17 protein-coding genes, 1 tRNA gene and 1 pseudogene are annotated in these 13638 nt (G+C 67.6%); 10 read left to right on the top strand and 9 right to left on the bottom strand.

Annotated features, from left to right (window positions below; all coding sequences use genetic code 11):
- Nucleotides 1-285 precede the first annotated feature (285 nt).
- Nucleotides 286-786: a hypothetical protein gene (locus tag OHA72_RS15000; RefSeq protein ID WP_327008431.1), complete on the top strand. Its 501-nt coding sequence runs from the start codon at nt 286-288 to the stop codon at nt 784-786.
- A 211-nt stretch (nt 787-997) separates the two neighbouring features.
- A pseudogene (locus OHA72_RS14995) lies at nt 998-1351 on the top strand (IS6 family transposase); the annotation flags it as partial.
- A gap of 148 nt (nt 1352-1499) precedes the next feature.
- On the opposite strand, the gene OHA72_RS14990 reads toward OHA72_RS14995, so the two are convergent.
- Entirely contained in the window at nt 1500-1871 is a 372-nt protein-coding gene (locus OHA72_RS14990; RefSeq protein WP_327008430.1) for a hypothetical protein, read from the bottom strand.
- A gap of 179 nt (nt 1872-2050) precedes the next feature.
- On the opposite strand from OHA72_RS14990, the gene OHA72_RS14985 reads away from it, so the two are divergent.
- Entirely contained in the window at nt 2051-2635 is a 585-nt protein-coding gene (locus tag OHA72_RS14985) for a ferredoxin (RefSeq protein ID WP_327008429.1), read from the top strand.
- A gap of 203 nt (nt 2636-2838) precedes the next feature.
- Here OHA72_RS14985 and OHA72_RS14980 read toward each other — a convergent pair whose 3' ends face one another.
- On the bottom strand, nt 2839-3354 hold the full coding sequence (locus tag OHA72_RS14980; RefSeq protein ID WP_327008428.1) for a hypothetical protein: 516 nt from the start codon (nt 3352-3354) through the stop codon (nt 2839-2841).
- A 350-nt stretch (nt 3355-3704) separates the two neighbouring features.
- Between OHA72_RS14980 and OHA72_RS14975 the strand changes: the two genes are divergently transcribed.
- Nucleotides 3705-4118, top strand: a complete 414-nt coding sequence (locus OHA72_RS14975) for a polysaccharide biosynthesis C-terminal domain-containing protein (protein WP_327008427.1) — start codon at nt 3705-3707, stop codon at nt 4116-4118.
- 122 nt (nt 4119-4240) lie between these two features.
- On the opposite strand, the gene OHA72_RS14970 is transcribed toward OHA72_RS14975, so the two are convergent.
- A complete protein-coding gene (locus OHA72_RS14970) occupies nt 4241-4666 on the bottom strand; it encodes a hypothetical protein (RefSeq protein WP_327008426.1) in 426 nt (141 codons plus the stop codon).
- Nucleotides 4667-4831: 165 nt separating this feature from the next.
- Here OHA72_RS14970 and OHA72_RS14965 point away from each other — a divergent pair, with 165 nt between their 5' ends.
- From OHA72_RS14965 to OHA72_RS14955, 3 genes are all read left to right on the top strand, one after another.
- Nucleotides 4832-5308 carry a hypothetical protein gene (locus OHA72_RS14965; protein WP_327008425.1) on the top strand — a complete coding sequence of 159 codons (477 nt, stop codon included), beginning with the start codon at nt 4832-4834 and terminating at the stop codon, nt 5306-5308.
- An 879-nt stretch (nt 5309-6187) separates the two neighbouring features.
- Nucleotides 6188-6463 carry a hypothetical protein gene (locus tag OHA72_RS14960; RefSeq protein WP_327008424.1) on the top strand — a complete coding sequence of 92 codons (276 nt, stop codon included), beginning with the start codon at nt 6188-6190 and terminating at the stop codon, nt 6461-6463.
- Nucleotides 6463-6753 carry a ribbon-helix-helix protein, CopG family gene (locus tag OHA72_RS14955; protein WP_327008423.1) on the top strand — a complete coding sequence of 97 codons (291 nt, stop codon included), beginning with the start codon at nt 6463-6465 and terminating at the stop codon, nt 6751-6753. Before OHA72_RS14960 ends, OHA72_RS14955 begins: the two co-directional genes overlap by 1 nt.
- A gap of 234 nt (nt 6754-6987) precedes the next feature.
- Here OHA72_RS14955 and OHA72_RS14950 read toward each other — a convergent pair.
- Nucleotides 6988-7060: transfer RNA gene (locus tag OHA72_RS14950), tRNA-Ala, on the bottom strand.
- Between the two features lie 72 nt (nt 7061-7132).
- On the bottom strand, nt 7133-7687 hold the full coding sequence (locus tag OHA72_RS14945) for a YqgE/AlgH family protein (RefSeq protein WP_033367449.1): 555 nt from the start codon (nt 7685-7687) through the stop codon (nt 7133-7135).
- A gap of 352 nt (nt 7688-8039) precedes the next feature.
- Here OHA72_RS14945 and OHA72_RS14940 point away from each other — a divergent pair, with 352 nt between their 5' ends.
- On the top strand, nt 8040-8825 hold the full coding sequence (locus OHA72_RS14940) for an S-methyl-5'-thioadenosine phosphorylase (protein WP_327008422.1): 786 nt from the start codon (nt 8040-8042) through the stop codon (nt 8823-8825).
- On the opposite strand, the gene OHA72_RS14935 is transcribed toward OHA72_RS14940, so the two are convergent.
- From OHA72_RS14935 to OHA72_RS14920, 4 genes are all read right to left on the bottom strand, one after another.
- Complete coding sequence (locus OHA72_RS14935) at nt 8822-9838, bottom strand: sensor histidine kinase (RefSeq protein WP_327008421.1); 1017 nt, start codon at nt 9836-9838, stop codon at nt 8822-8824. The genes OHA72_RS14940 and OHA72_RS14935 overlap by 4 nt on opposite strands.
- Nucleotides 9831-10514 (bottom strand): response regulator transcription factor, encoded by a 684-nt coding sequence (locus OHA72_RS14930; protein WP_327008420.1) that lies wholly within the window; start codon nt 10512-10514, stop codon nt 9831-9833. Before OHA72_RS14930 ends, OHA72_RS14935 begins: the two co-directional genes overlap by 8 nt.
- Before the next feature lie 62 nt (nt 10515-10576).
- Complete coding sequence (locus OHA72_RS14925) at nt 10577-11002, bottom strand: hypothetical protein (RefSeq protein WP_327008419.1); 426 nt, start codon at nt 11000-11002, stop codon at nt 10577-10579.
- 70 nt (nt 11003-11072) lie between these two features.
- Nucleotides 11073-11522 (bottom strand): MarR family winged helix-turn-helix transcriptional regulator, encoded by a 450-nt coding sequence (locus OHA72_RS14920; RefSeq protein WP_327008418.1) that lies wholly within the window; start codon nt 11520-11522, stop codon nt 11073-11075.
- 107 nt (nt 11523-11629) lie between these two features.
- On the opposite strand from OHA72_RS14920, the gene OHA72_RS14915 reads away from it, so the two are divergent.
- Together OHA72_RS14915 and OHA72_RS14910 are read left to right on the top strand one after the other, a co-directional pair.
- Nucleotides 11630-13135: an MFS transporter gene (locus OHA72_RS14915; RefSeq protein WP_327008417.1), complete on the top strand. Its 1506-nt coding sequence runs from the start codon at nt 11630-11632 to the stop codon at nt 13133-13135.
- 141 nt (nt 13136-13276) lie between these two features.
- On the top strand, nt 13277-13612 hold the full coding sequence (locus OHA72_RS14910; RefSeq protein ID WP_327008416.1) for a PASTA domain-containing protein: 336 nt from the start codon (nt 13277-13279) through the stop codon (nt 13610-13612).
- Nucleotides 13613-13638: the final 26 nt, after the last annotated feature.

The following is a 13638-nucleotide window of genomic DNA, read 5'->3' as shown; positions in this document are numbered from 1 at the left end:
GGTACTCACTTGTGCTTGCCCCCTGCTGGCGCCGATCCTGCTCTGGCTTGGGTCTTTGCCGGTGTTGGGCGAGTTTGTTGGTTGATGGGTCGGTCTTGGCGTGGTGGTGGTTGGTGGCTGTCCATCAGGTGTGGGTGCGGCGTTGGACGCGTTTCTAGGTCGGGTGCTGCCTGCTGACCGGGCGCCGGTTGGGACGTGTTTCCAGGTTGCCCCTGGTGTCGTGGTGACGGCCTGGCAGGTGCTGGCCGAGGTGGGTCCCGCCGGGGTGGGCAGCACGGTGCTGATTTGCGCGAAGCCAACCAGAACCTGCTCGATGCCATGGACGCCGACCCAGAGCTCGACGCCCTGATGAACCAACTGATTCCAGGGCTCCGGGGTCGTATGCAGCTCGTTGGCGTAGGCCAGCACTGGGCGCGTGCTCCGCTATACCGCCTGTTCAACCGGGTGGACGCGGCGGGTTGGTGTACAGGGATGATCATGGATCTCAAGGATGTAGTCCTCGGTCTGGACGGCTTCCCAACCCGCACATATATCTTCGTTCCAGAAGACGTTGTCGAGGTTAACGCATCGACTCCCACGATGCTTTTTGGCTACGATTATCCTCGGCCGGCGGGCTGGCGATACTTCCTTGAGGTCCCGACGGCGCGTGACGTTCTCGCGCAATGGAGATATTGGCACAACAATCGGCAGCCATCGGTCGATGAGGCCTGCGTTGCGATCATCTACTACGCGGATCACGATGCGTATATCCTTGATGATGTCAACGACGAACAGGCGACGGATTGATGAGTAGCTGAGACGGCACCGCTGCGTTGAGTGTTGGCAGGATCGAGACAGACTTGAGCGGTGGAGTCATCGACCCGACCTGATCGCGTCTGGTGCGTTGAGCGTTGCCCTGGTCGGGCGCGCTTGAGCCGTGAAGGTCTCGAATCGCCGACGTCCGGCCCTGCCATTGCGGTCGGCGTTCGCAGGGCTCCGGTTCCCGCCTGGCACCATCATGGTCGCCGTCCAGCTCTACCTGCCGTACAACGTGTCGTACCGTGACGTCGAGGAGCTCCTCTTCGATCGTGATGTCGAGGCGGACCACGTCACTGTCTTCCGCTGGTTGCAACGCTTCACCCCGCTAGTGGCCGACGCAGCCAGGTTCTGCCGGCATGCGCCTGGCGACAGATGGTTCACTGATGGGACCTACGTCAACGGCGTCTGGCGGTACGTGTACCGAGCCGTCGACCAGCGCGGTCAGGTCATCGGCGTACTCGTCTCCGCCCGCCGCGATGCCGTGGCGGCACGCTGGTTCTTCCGCCGGGCGATGACGACGTTGCAGGTGAGCCCCGCAGAGGTGATCACCGACGCGGAACCTGCTTGATCACGTTTCCGGATCTGCCGCGTCTGGTGCGCGAAGGTCAGCTGGAGTTCGTCGCAGTGGGTGACCGGCGCTTCCGCCACCGGTGGCCTGACATGCCGAATTGAGGACGCCGGTCGTTCGGCCCGGCATTGCGTCAAGTCGCCCGCGGACCGTCATCCCCGGCGATACAGCGATCCGCTACGTGCTCGAGGGCGAACAGGGATTCGGCGATCTGCTGCGGGGTAAGCGAGACACTGACATCGTCTTCATCGGTAACCTCGGCCCGTTCGACGGCAAGGCCGATCCACGCCAGTGTCGCGGCGAAGGAACGCACAATCACTTGCCCCGTCGACTCTGGACCGGGTGACTCCTCTTCTATCCGCTCCCAAGCGTGGAGCGCCTCCATAGCCAGTCGTCGCGGCAGCCGCAAGGTCACCGGCTCCAGTTGGCCCGACAAACATCCACCGATCTCGGCCAGCACATGGGCGTCTCGGCGATATCGACGCTGGGCAGGGCTCTCGTCCATGACGCGCACCCTAGCTGGCGGTGGATCTCCGAGCAGTCGGCCTGTTCCCTACATCCGGATCTCCCGCGATCGGATCGCTACGGAACATCACAGTGAGTTGGGTCGTCCCCGTCCAGCTTCCGCGCATAGCCGATGAGCGGCTGCCCGCGAACGCGGGCTATTCGGTTAGCGTGTGGGTCGTGTACTGGGATCCGATGCCGACGGTCGCTGCATCCGCCGTCCTGCAGCTCGCGAACGATCCTGAGGGAGGGCGGCGGCTAGGGCCGCCGGAGGCGTATCTCGGTGGCCAATGGGGGGACCGCGATTGGCGCAACGTGCCCGGTCCGTTCTACGGTGCGCAGACCGATTCGTGCTGGATGGGCCGCGAGATTGCGCCCCGTCATGTGGTCTACGAAGACGAGTTCGGCAGCGAGATCGTGTACCGGCAGCCAAAGAACGCAGGTGAGGTTCGTCTCGTGCTGACGGCTGCATGGAACGATCCGTTCGGCGCCTACGCCGCTGACGGCGACGAGCATTGGACGCTCGAATCCGTTCGAGTGTGGTGGGCTGACCGCGGCCGGCTGACCGCCTGGATTGACGGCGTGCAGCGCCGGTGGTCTTCCAGCGAACGGGCCGACGAGCGGGACAACGCGGTGGGGCTCCGCGATTTCGCCCGGTACCTGGACAACGGGCTCGAAGCGGACCTCCGCGAGTATGGATACTGGCTGGACAACCGACGGCCACCCCAGCCGCATGAGACGCTTCCTCGCCTGAACCGGCCGTAGGAACCACCAGGCCAGCTTCCGCACATGCCGCCGAGCGAGTGCGCCGACGGCCCCGTCGGTGTGACTCTCCGCGCAGGACTGAGGAACGACCTAGCGCCCACTGAACTGCCGGTGGGCGCACATGGCTCTTTGCGGTAACCGCACCGGCATCGACTGGTGTCGCTCGATGGCCCGCCCGGCCGCCAACGCCGGGCTGGAGCACACTATTCGTGGACGAACAGTTCTCCGACGTACGGGCTGCGATCAAGCCCGGGAACGTTGTCAAGCAATTGCTGCCGGCCGTACGAAAGAAATCCTGTCAGAGCTTCCAAGAGCTCGGGCCGGTCCACCTGGGCCGACCAATCCGGTTCAGGGTCCGCGAGCCGGACGCCATGGTCATCGCAGCGGTACGGATCGACGGCGGCAACCTCGACGCGATCGCCGGCCACGGGGCGGAACTCGACGACGTCGGCCGCCTCGGTGAAGGTCAGTGTGTACGCCCTATCCGCGCGCAGCGCAGCGATCAGCCGTACGACGGAGACGAGGAAGTCGAACAGCGGGACGCGGCGGCGAGGACCGATGACGGCCGTGCTGGACAAGGCCAGCGTCACGTACGAGCGGAAGACCGTGTAGTGCAGGTCCGTTTCGCTCAGCACATCGCCTGACCCGCGCTGCGATGGCTCAAACAGATACGCAGACGACGGCTCGAAGTCTGTGTCCTCAGCAAGAAGCGCGATCATGATCGTGCGAGCTCCTCGAGGCTGGCTGGGCTCCGCGGTGTCCATTCTCGCCGAGGCGGGACATCGACGGCGAGGCGTCAGTGGGGCCGCTGAGCATACCCCGAGCATCAACACCATGATCGGATGCGCGCACATGCCGCGGGTCTCGCGCGGCGGCCGACACGAAGATCGTCACGCTGTGTAGCACCGTCCGGCAACATCGACCAATCTCGTCCTCAAGATCTGGGGCCCGCGTCGTGCCTGCCTGACTGGATGCCACTCGGATACCCGACCGGCGCCCAAGGACTTCGACCTGACGTAGATGCGACCAATCGCGGTCCTAGACATTCCCGACTGGCAGGATGCGAGCTATGGATCTCGTGAAGATCGAAATAGAGCAGATTGCCAACTCGGGAGATGCGCGTGGCGGCAGCTTCCCGGTCGATCCGTCGAGGTTTGGATCTCCGTTTCCGATCCACGACATGCACATCTCAACTCTCCTTCCTGGCCATATCCGTGGCGACCACTACCACGTAAAGCGCAACGAGATCCTTATCGTCTCTCCAGGGGTGAGATGGACATTGTTTTTTGATGCCGGTCCAGACACGGTTCCCGAAAAACTTGAATTCGATGGGTCGACGGCCGTAGTTATGTCAGTGCCACCTTTGGTGTCGCATGCGATTCGAAACGACGGCGACGGCGCTCTGCACATCATTGGCCTGACAGACGGACCTTATGATCCGACCGCACCTGACGCTTTCACGCGAAAAGTAACATCCCAGTGACTTCCCTCCGGCCGACTTTCCCAACATTTTGTCATATCAGCGAGTATGGCGTGCATGGCTATCGAAGCCTACACAGAATGCTCGCTTTTAGTGCCCCCCTCAATCTTTGGGCACCTTCCAGTCTACTGATACGTAACGCTAGCCAGATCGGGCCGAAAGCGTTCGTTCGGTATGTCGAGACCGGCCTGATCCGTGTTCATGGGCGTGCAAACTGGCTGACAGACAGGCGGTTTCGCGACAGTCACCGTTGGCCCGAAGCAGCATGGGACGCTGAAATCGATGACGCCTTGGATTCCATTCGGCGCGAAGATGAGGTCGAACCCGAAGATAGACGACGCGTCGTAGTCGCGCAACCGGAGGAAGGCTTCCGCCTCGCAGCCGAGTACTTGGATCGCTTTCCAGATCAGATTGATCGGTGGAATAGGATCCTTCGTGGCCCGACTGCTCGTTCCAAACTGCCATCCGGTACCAGGGAGTCGGCACTCCGGTACCATGACGACGGACCGCTCGCGGTCGCGAAGGCGATCCTTCGTGATGCTTTCAATCACGGATTGGCTATCCGTGGCTCCGGCGCCGACGCACCTCTGCTCCTCAGTTCTGCTGACAAGCAGTTCCTAAAGCTCCTCGAGGAGACATGGGCGCCCAGTGCACAGCGACCTGCCGGCGCGCCACCCCTGACATTGTCGGGGGAACTTGGCGGCCAGCTTGTAGACGTGTTGCGATACCTCGACATCCACCGAGGGCCGCAAAATCTTGATCGCTTTCTCCAGGGCAACGGTCGCCGGCTATTGGTGGCTTGGTTGAAAGATATTTGCCAACGCTACCGCGAGGTTAACCCGCGAGATATTGATAGCGTGATTATCACCGAGCTTCGTGCTCAACTTGGTCAAGGGACGTTCACTCAACCCATCCGGGATGCTCTTACTCATCCGCTGACAACCTCTGCGGGTTTAGTGGGACTCGTCCTGACCGCGGCCGAACTCGTCCAAGAGCCATCGAACGCGTTTGCGGTTACCGGAATGGCCGCATCTGTCGTGCAGGTCACCGGAGCTGCTGCCAAACAGTTCGGCATCACACCCGCTTCATACAACGGACCGCAGTGGCCATTCTTGTATGCATACAGAGCGCAGGCCCGTCCCAGACAGGTCGCAAGATTGAAACATATTCTGAACGAATTCGGGTCCGCATAATTGTGCTGCTTGGGTAGCGGTGGCCGCGTGCTGCCCCCGCGGAGACGTCAGATTGAGGGTTCGCGCGACAGCATGGCGGACCGGACTTCCCAATCGAAGCACCTGGCCGGCTCCACCAATCTGTCGATACCGCTTACCGCATCAGCCAGCACTTCGGGATCCTGTCCGGCGCTGTACCGACGTCGGTGGCCGGCTACGTCGGTGAGCTGCTGAGGCTCTGACTGAGCTGGCAACACGTTTTGTCCTTGGTGCGAGCGAGCGCCGCGCCGGGACCGCGTGCTCGAACCAGACCCAACCCGCCAACGTGGCTCGTCCGGCCAAATCAACGTGCCGTCGGAACACTCCGCCATCACCGCACAAGCACGGCCGCTCTACCGTGAACGCGCACGTTTTCCCAGGCCACGGGACATATCGCGAATACGGTTCGGGCACCGCCCAAACGGATTCACGTTTTCCCAGGTCACATGCCGTGGGTGGAGACGAGGGGACTCGAACCCCTGACCCCCACACTGCCAGGACGGGGCTCAGGACAGCACTTGACCTGCAACGACGTTGAACTGCTCGCACAGGTTCGTCCGACCGCGAATCCCCGCCGTTCCCCGTGAACGACCAGCCGATCTGGCACGGATTTGGCACGCCAGGCTGGCGCCTCCGAAGCGCGACGGCGCGGTCCACCCGATGTGCCAAGTTCGTCGACCCTATTCGGCTTCCTGGTCGGCTCCCCCGTGATGCCCCAGCCATTCGGAGACGGCCTGTCGGATGCTCCCTCAACGGCCCGGTCACGGCCGGCCGCCGCGTCGATCCGGGCCACGACGTTGCTGAGCAGTCCACCGGTCATAAGCGTATTACACTTCATACGTAAGCGAGATCCTCTGACGCATGCCGAAGGCGAGCGAGCGGCCCGACGCCGACCTGCGGGACGGTCTGACCGCTGCCGACCTGGCCGAGGCGCTGGTGCGGGCCGACGGCGAGCAGCATCGGGTCGAACTCAGCGAGTTGCGCCTGGCCGTGACTGCGCCGAGCCGAGGAATGTCGCGGCACATTCGTATCCTGTTGATCCGCGACGACGACTCGTTCGTGTGGCGGATCCGCTTCGCACGATTGGCGACGCTGGAAGAGATCGAACAATGGGCCAAGCAGACGGGAGCAGCGTGATGGAACAGCCTGACCTGAACAGCATGACGGACGACCAGGTCGCCGAATGGTTCGCCAGCAACGACACAAGCGGCCTCGTCGGCACCGGTCGCCCGGTTGAAGGCCAGTTCGTCCAGGTCGACGAGACGGGCGCCCCGGTGGGCAGGATGGTGTCGCTCAAGATGCCGGCCGCCATGGTCGACGCCCTCGACGCCGCCGCCGGACGCGACCGCGAGGGCCGCTCCGGCATCATCAGAACCGCCGTCGCAGAATGGCTGGCCCGTCACCCCAACACCACCGAAGCCGCGTAGAAACCCGGCCAACCACAAAACGCCGAGCGAAGCGAAGGCACCCCAAGTACCACCGCCAAGACGAGACAACAGCGCCCAACCGGCGAGGCAGCACCCCCGCAATGGTTTGAGGGGGTGTGGGTGGAGCGAAGCTCCCCCACTGGGGAGCGCGGCGAAGCCGTGCGCGGGGAACGACGACATCACCAGACGCGAAACGGCGGACCCGCCGTGAGCAGGGCCCGCCGATTGATGGAGTGGAGACGAGGGGACTCGAACCCCTGACCCCCACACTGCCAGTGTGGTGCGCTACCAGCTGCGCCACGTCCCCATCTGCGTGCCCCGGTCTCGCGGGCACTCACGGAATAGTACACAACCTCGCGGGGAGTCTCACAGCGGGTATCTAGTTCTGCGTCGGGTCCGCCGGGTAGTGGGCGACCGCTGCCATGAGGCCGCCCTGGCGGCGGAGGACCATCTGCCAGAGGTCGTCGGGGCGGGGGGCGAAGGCGTCGCTGGGGAGGGCGTCGAAGACGAACCAGGAGCCGCTTTCGATCTCGCGCTCGAGCTGGCCCGGGGACCAGCCCGCGTAGCCGGCGAAGACTCGGACGCCGACGACGCCGGCGACCAGGAGGTCGGGGTCGCCGGAGAGGTCCACGGTGCCGACGGCGCCGGAGACGCGGTTGAAGCCGGCGAGGTCCTCGACGCCGGGGCGGGTGCGGGCGAGGCAGATCGCGGCCTCGGGCTGGACCGGGCCGCCTTCGAAGACGACGGGTGGCTCGCCGGCGAGGGCGCCCCAGCCGCCGAGGACGTCGGCGACCTGCACCTCGGTGGCGCGGTTGAGCACGACGCCGAGGGCTCCGCCTTCTTCGTGGGCGACGACGAGGACGACGGTGCGTTCGAAGTTGGGGTCGCGGAGCGCGGGCGTCGCCACCAGCAGCCGGCCGGTCAACGACTCCATCGCCCTCCCTCGACGCTGTTTCGACGTGCCCCGTCCGGTGCTGGAGCTCCCCGGCCGTGGCGATCCCCGCCCGGTGGGCGCGCCGAATATCCCACCGGTGGGCTCAGATGAACCCCCCGATGAGGAACCCCCGGATGAGGAACCTCCGGACGACGAGCCGCCGGACGAGCCGGAGTCGCCGCCGGACGGGCGGAACTGTTCCATCCCACCGAGATCCCCGTATGAAGACATCAGCCCCACCAGCAGACATGACCGGCCGCGCGGTTGAGAACCGCGATCGTCGCGAGGCGGGGTGCGAGCGTCATGTCTCGCACATTAGCCTGACCCGCCCCTCGCGGTTAGGGTCTGTTGCGTGACCTCACTCGCCGACGTTGCCGTCATCGGTGGTTCAGGGCTGTATGCGCTGCTGGAAGACGCCGAGGAACATCTGCTCGACACGCCCTTCGGCGCGCCGTCGGACCCGGTCACGGTGGCGACGGTCGGCGGGCGGCGGGTGGCGTTCCTGCCGCGGCACGGCAAGGACCACCGGTTTCCGCCGCACCGGATTCCCTACCGGGCGAATCTGTGGGCGCTGCGGGAGATCGGGGTGCGGCAGGTCCTGGCGCCGTGCGCGGTCGGCGGATTGCGGCCTGAGCTGGGGCCGGGCACGTTCGTGGTGCCGGATCAGCTGATCGACAGGACGTCGGGGCGGGTCCAGACGTTCTACGACACGGGCGCGGTGCACGTGAACTTCGCCGACCCGTACTGCGCGACCGGGCGTGCCACGGTCACGAAAGTTGCAGCGGAGCACGGGATCGACACCACCGGCGGCACGATGGTGGTCGTGGAGGGCCCGCGGTTCTCGACCAGGGCGGAGTCGCGGTGGTTCACCGCGATGGGTGGTGCTGTCGTGAACATGACCGGGCACCCCGAGGCGGTCCTGGCCAGGGAGCTGGCGCTGTGTTACACGTCGATCGCGTTGGTCACGGACCTCGACGCGGGGGTCGAGGGTGATCACGGGGTGACGATGGACGAGGTGTTCGCGGTGTTCGCGGCCAACACGGCGCGCCTGCGGGCGATGCTGCTCGACGTGATCCCGGCGCTGCCGGAGCACCCGGACGACCCGTGCCAGCACGCACTGGACGCAATGCCGGTCTAGACGGCGGCGGGCAGGCGCACGACGAAGCGGCAGCCGTCGTCGACGTTCGCGACGTCCACGGCGCCGTCGTGAGCCTCGACCAGCCCGCGGACGATGGCGAGGCCCAGTCCGCCGCCGGCGTCGCGGGTGGGTGTGCGCGCGGGGGCGCCGCGGAAGGCCACGTCGAACACGCGCGGCAGGTCCGCCTCGGGGATGCCGCCGCAGGTGTCGCTGACGGCCAGCCACCCGCCGGCGGCGTCCTGCCCGCCGGTGACCTCCACGGTCCCGTCCGGCGGCGTGTACCGGATGGCGTTGCGGATGAGGTTGTTGACCACGCGGGACAGCTCCGGGACGGATCCCCGCACGGTCGGCCAGCCGCTGGAGGGTGAGGCGACCAGCGTGATGCCGGCCGCCGCCGCCAGGGGCGTCGCGGAGGCGATCGCGTCGGAGACGACGTCGCCGAGGGGGACCTCGGACAGGGTCAGCCGCAGCGCGCCGGCGTTGATCCGGGACAGTTCGAACAGGTCGTCGACGAGGGAGGCCATCCGCTCGGTCTCGGCGCTGATGCGGTGGTGGTAGTCGGCGACCGTCGAGGGGTCGGAGACGACGCCGTCCTCCAGGGCCTCGGTCATGGCGCGCAGCCCGGCGAGGGGGGTCCGCAGGTCGTGGGAGACCCAGGCGACCAGCTCGCGGCGGCGCGCCTCTGCCTCCCGCTCGCGCATCCGGGCCTCGGCGGCCCACATGCTGGCACGGGCGAGGCGCTGGCCGGCCCAGAGCCCGGCGGCGAGGCTGACGGTCGCGGCGGTGCCGACGACGATGAGCAGCACGTGCAGGTCGTGGTCGGAGATGAACATCGCCATCGAGGCGCCGAGGATGCCGGCGAGCACGCTGAGGACGGTGACGAGCAGCAGGACCACGATGTGCGCGATGACGGAGCGGCCCCGCAGCGGCCCGCGGAGGATCAGCAGCCCGGCGACGGCGACGGTCAGCGAGCCGCCGAGCGCCATCAGGAAGGTGTAGAGGACGTCACGCATATTCGTACCGGTACCCGACGCCCCACACGGTCAGGATGCGACGCGGCTGCGCCGGGTCGTCCTCGACCTTCTCCCGGAGGCGTCGCATGTGGACGGTGACGGTCGACTGGTCGCCGAAGGTCCAGCCCCAGACCTGCTGGAGCAGCTCGGTGCGGCGCAGCACCCGGCCGGGGTTGCGCATCAGGAAGACCAGCAGGTCGAACTCGCGCACGGTGAGCGCCAGCTCCCGGCCGCGCAGGGTGGCGGTCCGCCGCGCGGCGTCGACGCGCAACGAACCGTCGATCAGCTCCTCCGCCTGGACCATCGCGGGCACGGCGCGGCGCAGCACGGACTGCACCCGAAGGACCAGCTCGCGGGGTGAGAACGGCTTGGTGACGTAGTCGTCGGCGCCGATCTCCAGGCCGAGGACCCGGTCGGACTCCTCGCCGAGGGCGGTGAGCATGATGACGGGCAGGGCGCGGTCCTGCTCGCGCAGCCTGCGGCACACCTCCAGGCCGTCGATGCCGGGCAGCATCAGGTCGAGCACGACGAGATCCGGGCGTTCGGCGTGGTACGCGTCCAGCGCCTGCTGCCCGTCGCCGGCGAGCTCGACGACGAAGCCTTCCCGCTCCAGGTATCGCCGCACGACGTCGCTGACCGTCGGGTCGTCGTCGACGACCAGCACCCGCTGTCCCATCGTTCGAGCCTAGAGCGCGCCGCTGCGCCCGGCACGAACCAGGAGCCCCTGTAAGGGGACCGTCAGGTTTCGCCGCCGAGGTCGGTGTCGTAGGCCTCGTAGAGGAGGTCGGCGCCGCGCTGCCGGTGCTGCCACACCTCACGGATCAGGCGGGCCGCGTCCTGGCGGACCACCTCGTGGCGGTAGCCGAACGAGCCCGGCTTCCCGTCGAAACCGTCGATCTCGTCGAGGTGGCCTTCGAGCTCGTCGAGGGCCTCCCAGACGGTCTCGTGGTCGCCGACGAGCCCGTAGAGTCCCTGCGCGAGCCGGGGCGCGTCACCGAGGACGCCCGCGTAGAGCCCGGACGGGCCTTCGGTCTCCCGGACGTGGGCGGCGAACGCCGCCTTGAGTTGGGCGACGGCCTGACTGACCGCCGGTCGCCATGCCGGATCCCCGGCCGGCGTCTGTATCGCGTGCTCAATCCGTTGGATGCCACCGAGCAGTTCCATGGGACGCACCTCCGCCGCGGTTACGTCGTCAGTCCCTCCATGGTGTGACCTGGAGCACAAAATGTCCAGATCAGAGGGTTGAAATCTCCTCATTGATCCCGGATGAGGCGCCCGCCATGCGGTGCAGCCAGGCGGAGACGACCGCCAGGTCCGACTCGCTGAACCCGGCGGAGAGGCGCTCCTCGACGGCCTGGACGGTCGGCAGGGCGGCCTCCAGGCGCTGCGACCCGAACGGGGTCAGGAAGATCTGCTGGGAGCGCCGGTCGGTGGGGTGCTGGCGGCGCTCGACCAGGCCGGCCCGCTCCAGGCCGCCGAGCATCTCGTTGGCCGACTGGCGGGCGGTGGAGACCTTGCGGGCGACGTCGGCGACCGACATGCCCGGCGACTCCCGCAGCAGGAGCAGCGAGGCGAACTGCGCCACGGAGAGGTCGTGCTCGACGAGCGCCTCGGCGACCACGCCGCGCAGGCTCAGCCACGCGTGCCGGACGAGAAACGTGGAGCAGGCTTCTTCGGTACTCACCGGACCATTGTGCGCTGCGAACTCTATTGACAGGGACCTGACATACTTGCCAGAGTGAGGTCATGACCGTCAGGGACCTGTCAATAAATCTCCCCCAGCAACGTCGCGTGCTGTCGGTGCTCGTCTTCGCCGCGGTGCTGATCTGGATCGACACGACCATCCTCGGCATCGCCCTGGAGCGCATCGCCGACCCTCGGACCGGTCTCGGCGCGACCCCCGGCCAGCTGCAGTGGGCCGTCGGGTCCTACGCATTGCTGTTCGCCACCGCGCTGTTCGCCGCCGGCGCGCTCGGCGACCGCTACGGGCACCGCACGATCCTCGTCGCCGGGCTCACGGTCTTCGGCGCCGCGTCGGTCTGGGCCGCCTGGGCCGGCGACGCGACCGGCCTGATCCTGGCCCGCGGCCTGATGGGGCTGGGCGGGGCGATGATGATGCCGACCTCGATGGCGATCATCGGCGCCACGTTCCCGGGCGAGCGGCGCGCCGGCGCGATCGCGGTGTGGTCCGCCTCCAGCGGCGTCGGCGTCGCGCTCGGCCCGCTGCTCGGCGGGGTGCTCGTCGATCACTTCTGGTGGGGCTCGGTGTTCCTCGTCAACCTCCCCGTGGTCGCGGTCGCGCTGGTCGGCGTGCTCATGGTCGTGCCGAACCCGAAGCTCGTGCAGCGCCGCCGCCCCGACCCGCTGGGCCTGCTGCTGTCCACCGGCGGTCTGGCGCTGCTGGCGTACGGCCTGATCGAGGCCGGACAGGACACCGACTGGACCCGCTGGCAGGTGTGGGCGCCTGTGCTCGGCGGCCTGGTGGTCCTGGCACTGTTCACCGTGGTCGAATGGCAGTCGAAGCAGCCGTCGTTCGACCCGCGGCTGTTCCGCAACAGCCGCTTCAGCGCCGGCAACCTCGCCCTCGCCGCGCTGTTCTTCGGCATCACCGGGCAGATGTTCTACGGCAACTTCTACCTGCAGGGCGCCCGCGGCATGTCGGCCCTCGAGACCGGCCTGGCGTTCCTGCCGGGCGCGGTCGGGGTCGCGCTCGGCTCCGGCATCGGCGCGCGGCTGGCGAAACGCTTCGGCGTCGGCCCGGTCAGCGGCGGGGCGCTGCTGGTGGTCGCCGCCGGGTTCCTGGCCAACCTCACGTTCGGCCTCGACACGCCACTGCTGTGGTTCTGCACCGTCGGCCTGGTCAGCGGGATCGCGATGGGCATGGCGATCGCCCCGACCGTCGCCGCGGTCATCGCGGTGCTGCCACTGGACCGGATGGGCGCCGGGTCCGCGGTGAACAACACGGTCCGGCAGGTCGGCAGCGTCCTGGGCATCGCGCTGCTCGGCACGATCCTGGCGAGCACGTACCGCGACCGGATCGCGCCGGCCCTGGCCGGGCTGCCGCCCTCGGCCCGCGACACCGCCGCCCCGTCCGCCGAGCACACCCGCGCCGTCGCCGAGCAGCTGCACCGCCCCGACCTGGCCGCCGCCGCCGACGACGCGTTCATGACCGCACTGCACATCACGGCGGCCACAGGTGCCGTCGTCGCGTTTGCCGGTGGTGTACTGCTGCTGCTCGCCTTCCGGGTCCGCAGGTCCACTGTGGAGCCCGAGCGGGTCCTGTCACCGACGGGCTGACCCACCCCCGCGGCGGGCACGGCGGCCGGCCGCTCCGGGTCGGCGACGACGTCGGTCGCGGTGGTCAGCCGCGCATCAGGGCCACGTCAGTGGCGCTGCCCACACTCGTGGCATCCACACAACCATGAGGAGGCAAACACGATGCGTCATCCCTTCCGCGCCGGGCTGTTCGCGCTGGTCGTCGCTGCGGCGTCCCTCGCCGTCGCGCCGGCCGCGCATGCCGGCTCCACCGACCCGGCGCCGCCGGTGCTCTTCGTGCGTGTCCCCGCCGTCCAGGGTGAGACCCTCGGCGACGCCGGGAAGCTCATCGACCTCGCGGGCCTGAAGGTCGGCGGCGTCACCGGCGTCGAGGACTGCGTCAACCTGGGCCGGGTCGTCGACCAGGACCCCGCCGCGAGCACGCTGGTGCGGCGTGGCTCTGCGGTCAACCTGACCGTGGGCAAGGCACCCGCCAAGGGCTGCGAGGTCATCCAGTAACGGTTGCGCCGGCCCGGGGGTGCGAC

The sequence above is a fragment of the Dactylosporangium sp. NBC_01737 genome, from assembly GCF_035963215.1.
GTDB lineage: Bacteria > Actinomycetota > Actinomycetes > Mycobacteriales > Micromonosporaceae > Dactylosporangium.
Note: the sequence above shows the minus strand (reverse complement) of the source record. Positions and strands in the feature narration are given on the sequence as shown.

Coding starts and splice junctions, on each gene's coding strand:
- OHA72_RS14980 (WP_327008428.1), bottom strand. CDS start 3,354: ATGATCGCGCTTCTTGCTGAGGACACAGACTTCGAGCCGTCGTCTGCG.
- OHA72_RS14910 (WP_327008416.1), top strand. CDS start 13,277: ATGCGTCATCCCTTCCGCGCCGGGCTGTTCGCGCTGGTCGTCGCTGCG.
- OHA72_RS14935 (WP_327008421.1), bottom strand. CDS start 9,838: ATGCGTGACGTCCTCTACACCTTCCTGATGGCGCTCGGCGGCTCGCTG.
- OHA72_RS14925 (WP_327008419.1), bottom strand. CDS start 11,002: ATGGAACTGCTCGGTGGCATCCAACGGATTGAGCACGCGATACAGACG.
- OHA72_RS14960 (WP_327008424.1), top strand. CDS start 6,188: ATGCCGAAGGCGAGCGAGCGGCCCGACGCCGACCTGCGGGACGGTCTG.
- OHA72_RS14945 (WP_033367449.1), bottom strand. CDS start 7,687: ATGGAGTCGTTGACCGGCCGGCTGCTGGTGGCGACGCCCGCGCTCCGC.
- OHA72_RS14930 (WP_327008420.1), bottom strand. CDS start 10,514: ATGGGACAGCGGGTGCTGGTCGTCGACGACGACCCGACGGTCAGCGAC.
- OHA72_RS14990 (WP_327008430.1), bottom strand. CDS start 1,871: ATGGACGAGAGCCCTGCCCAGCGTCGATATCGCCGAGACGCCCATGTG.
- OHA72_RS14975 (WP_327008427.1), top strand. CDS start 3,705: ATGGATCTCGTGAAGATCGAAATAGAGCAGATTGCCAACTCGGGAGAT.
- OHA72_RS14955 (WP_327008423.1), top strand. CDS start 6,463: ATGGAACAGCCTGACCTGAACAGCATGACGGACGACCAGGTCGCCGAA.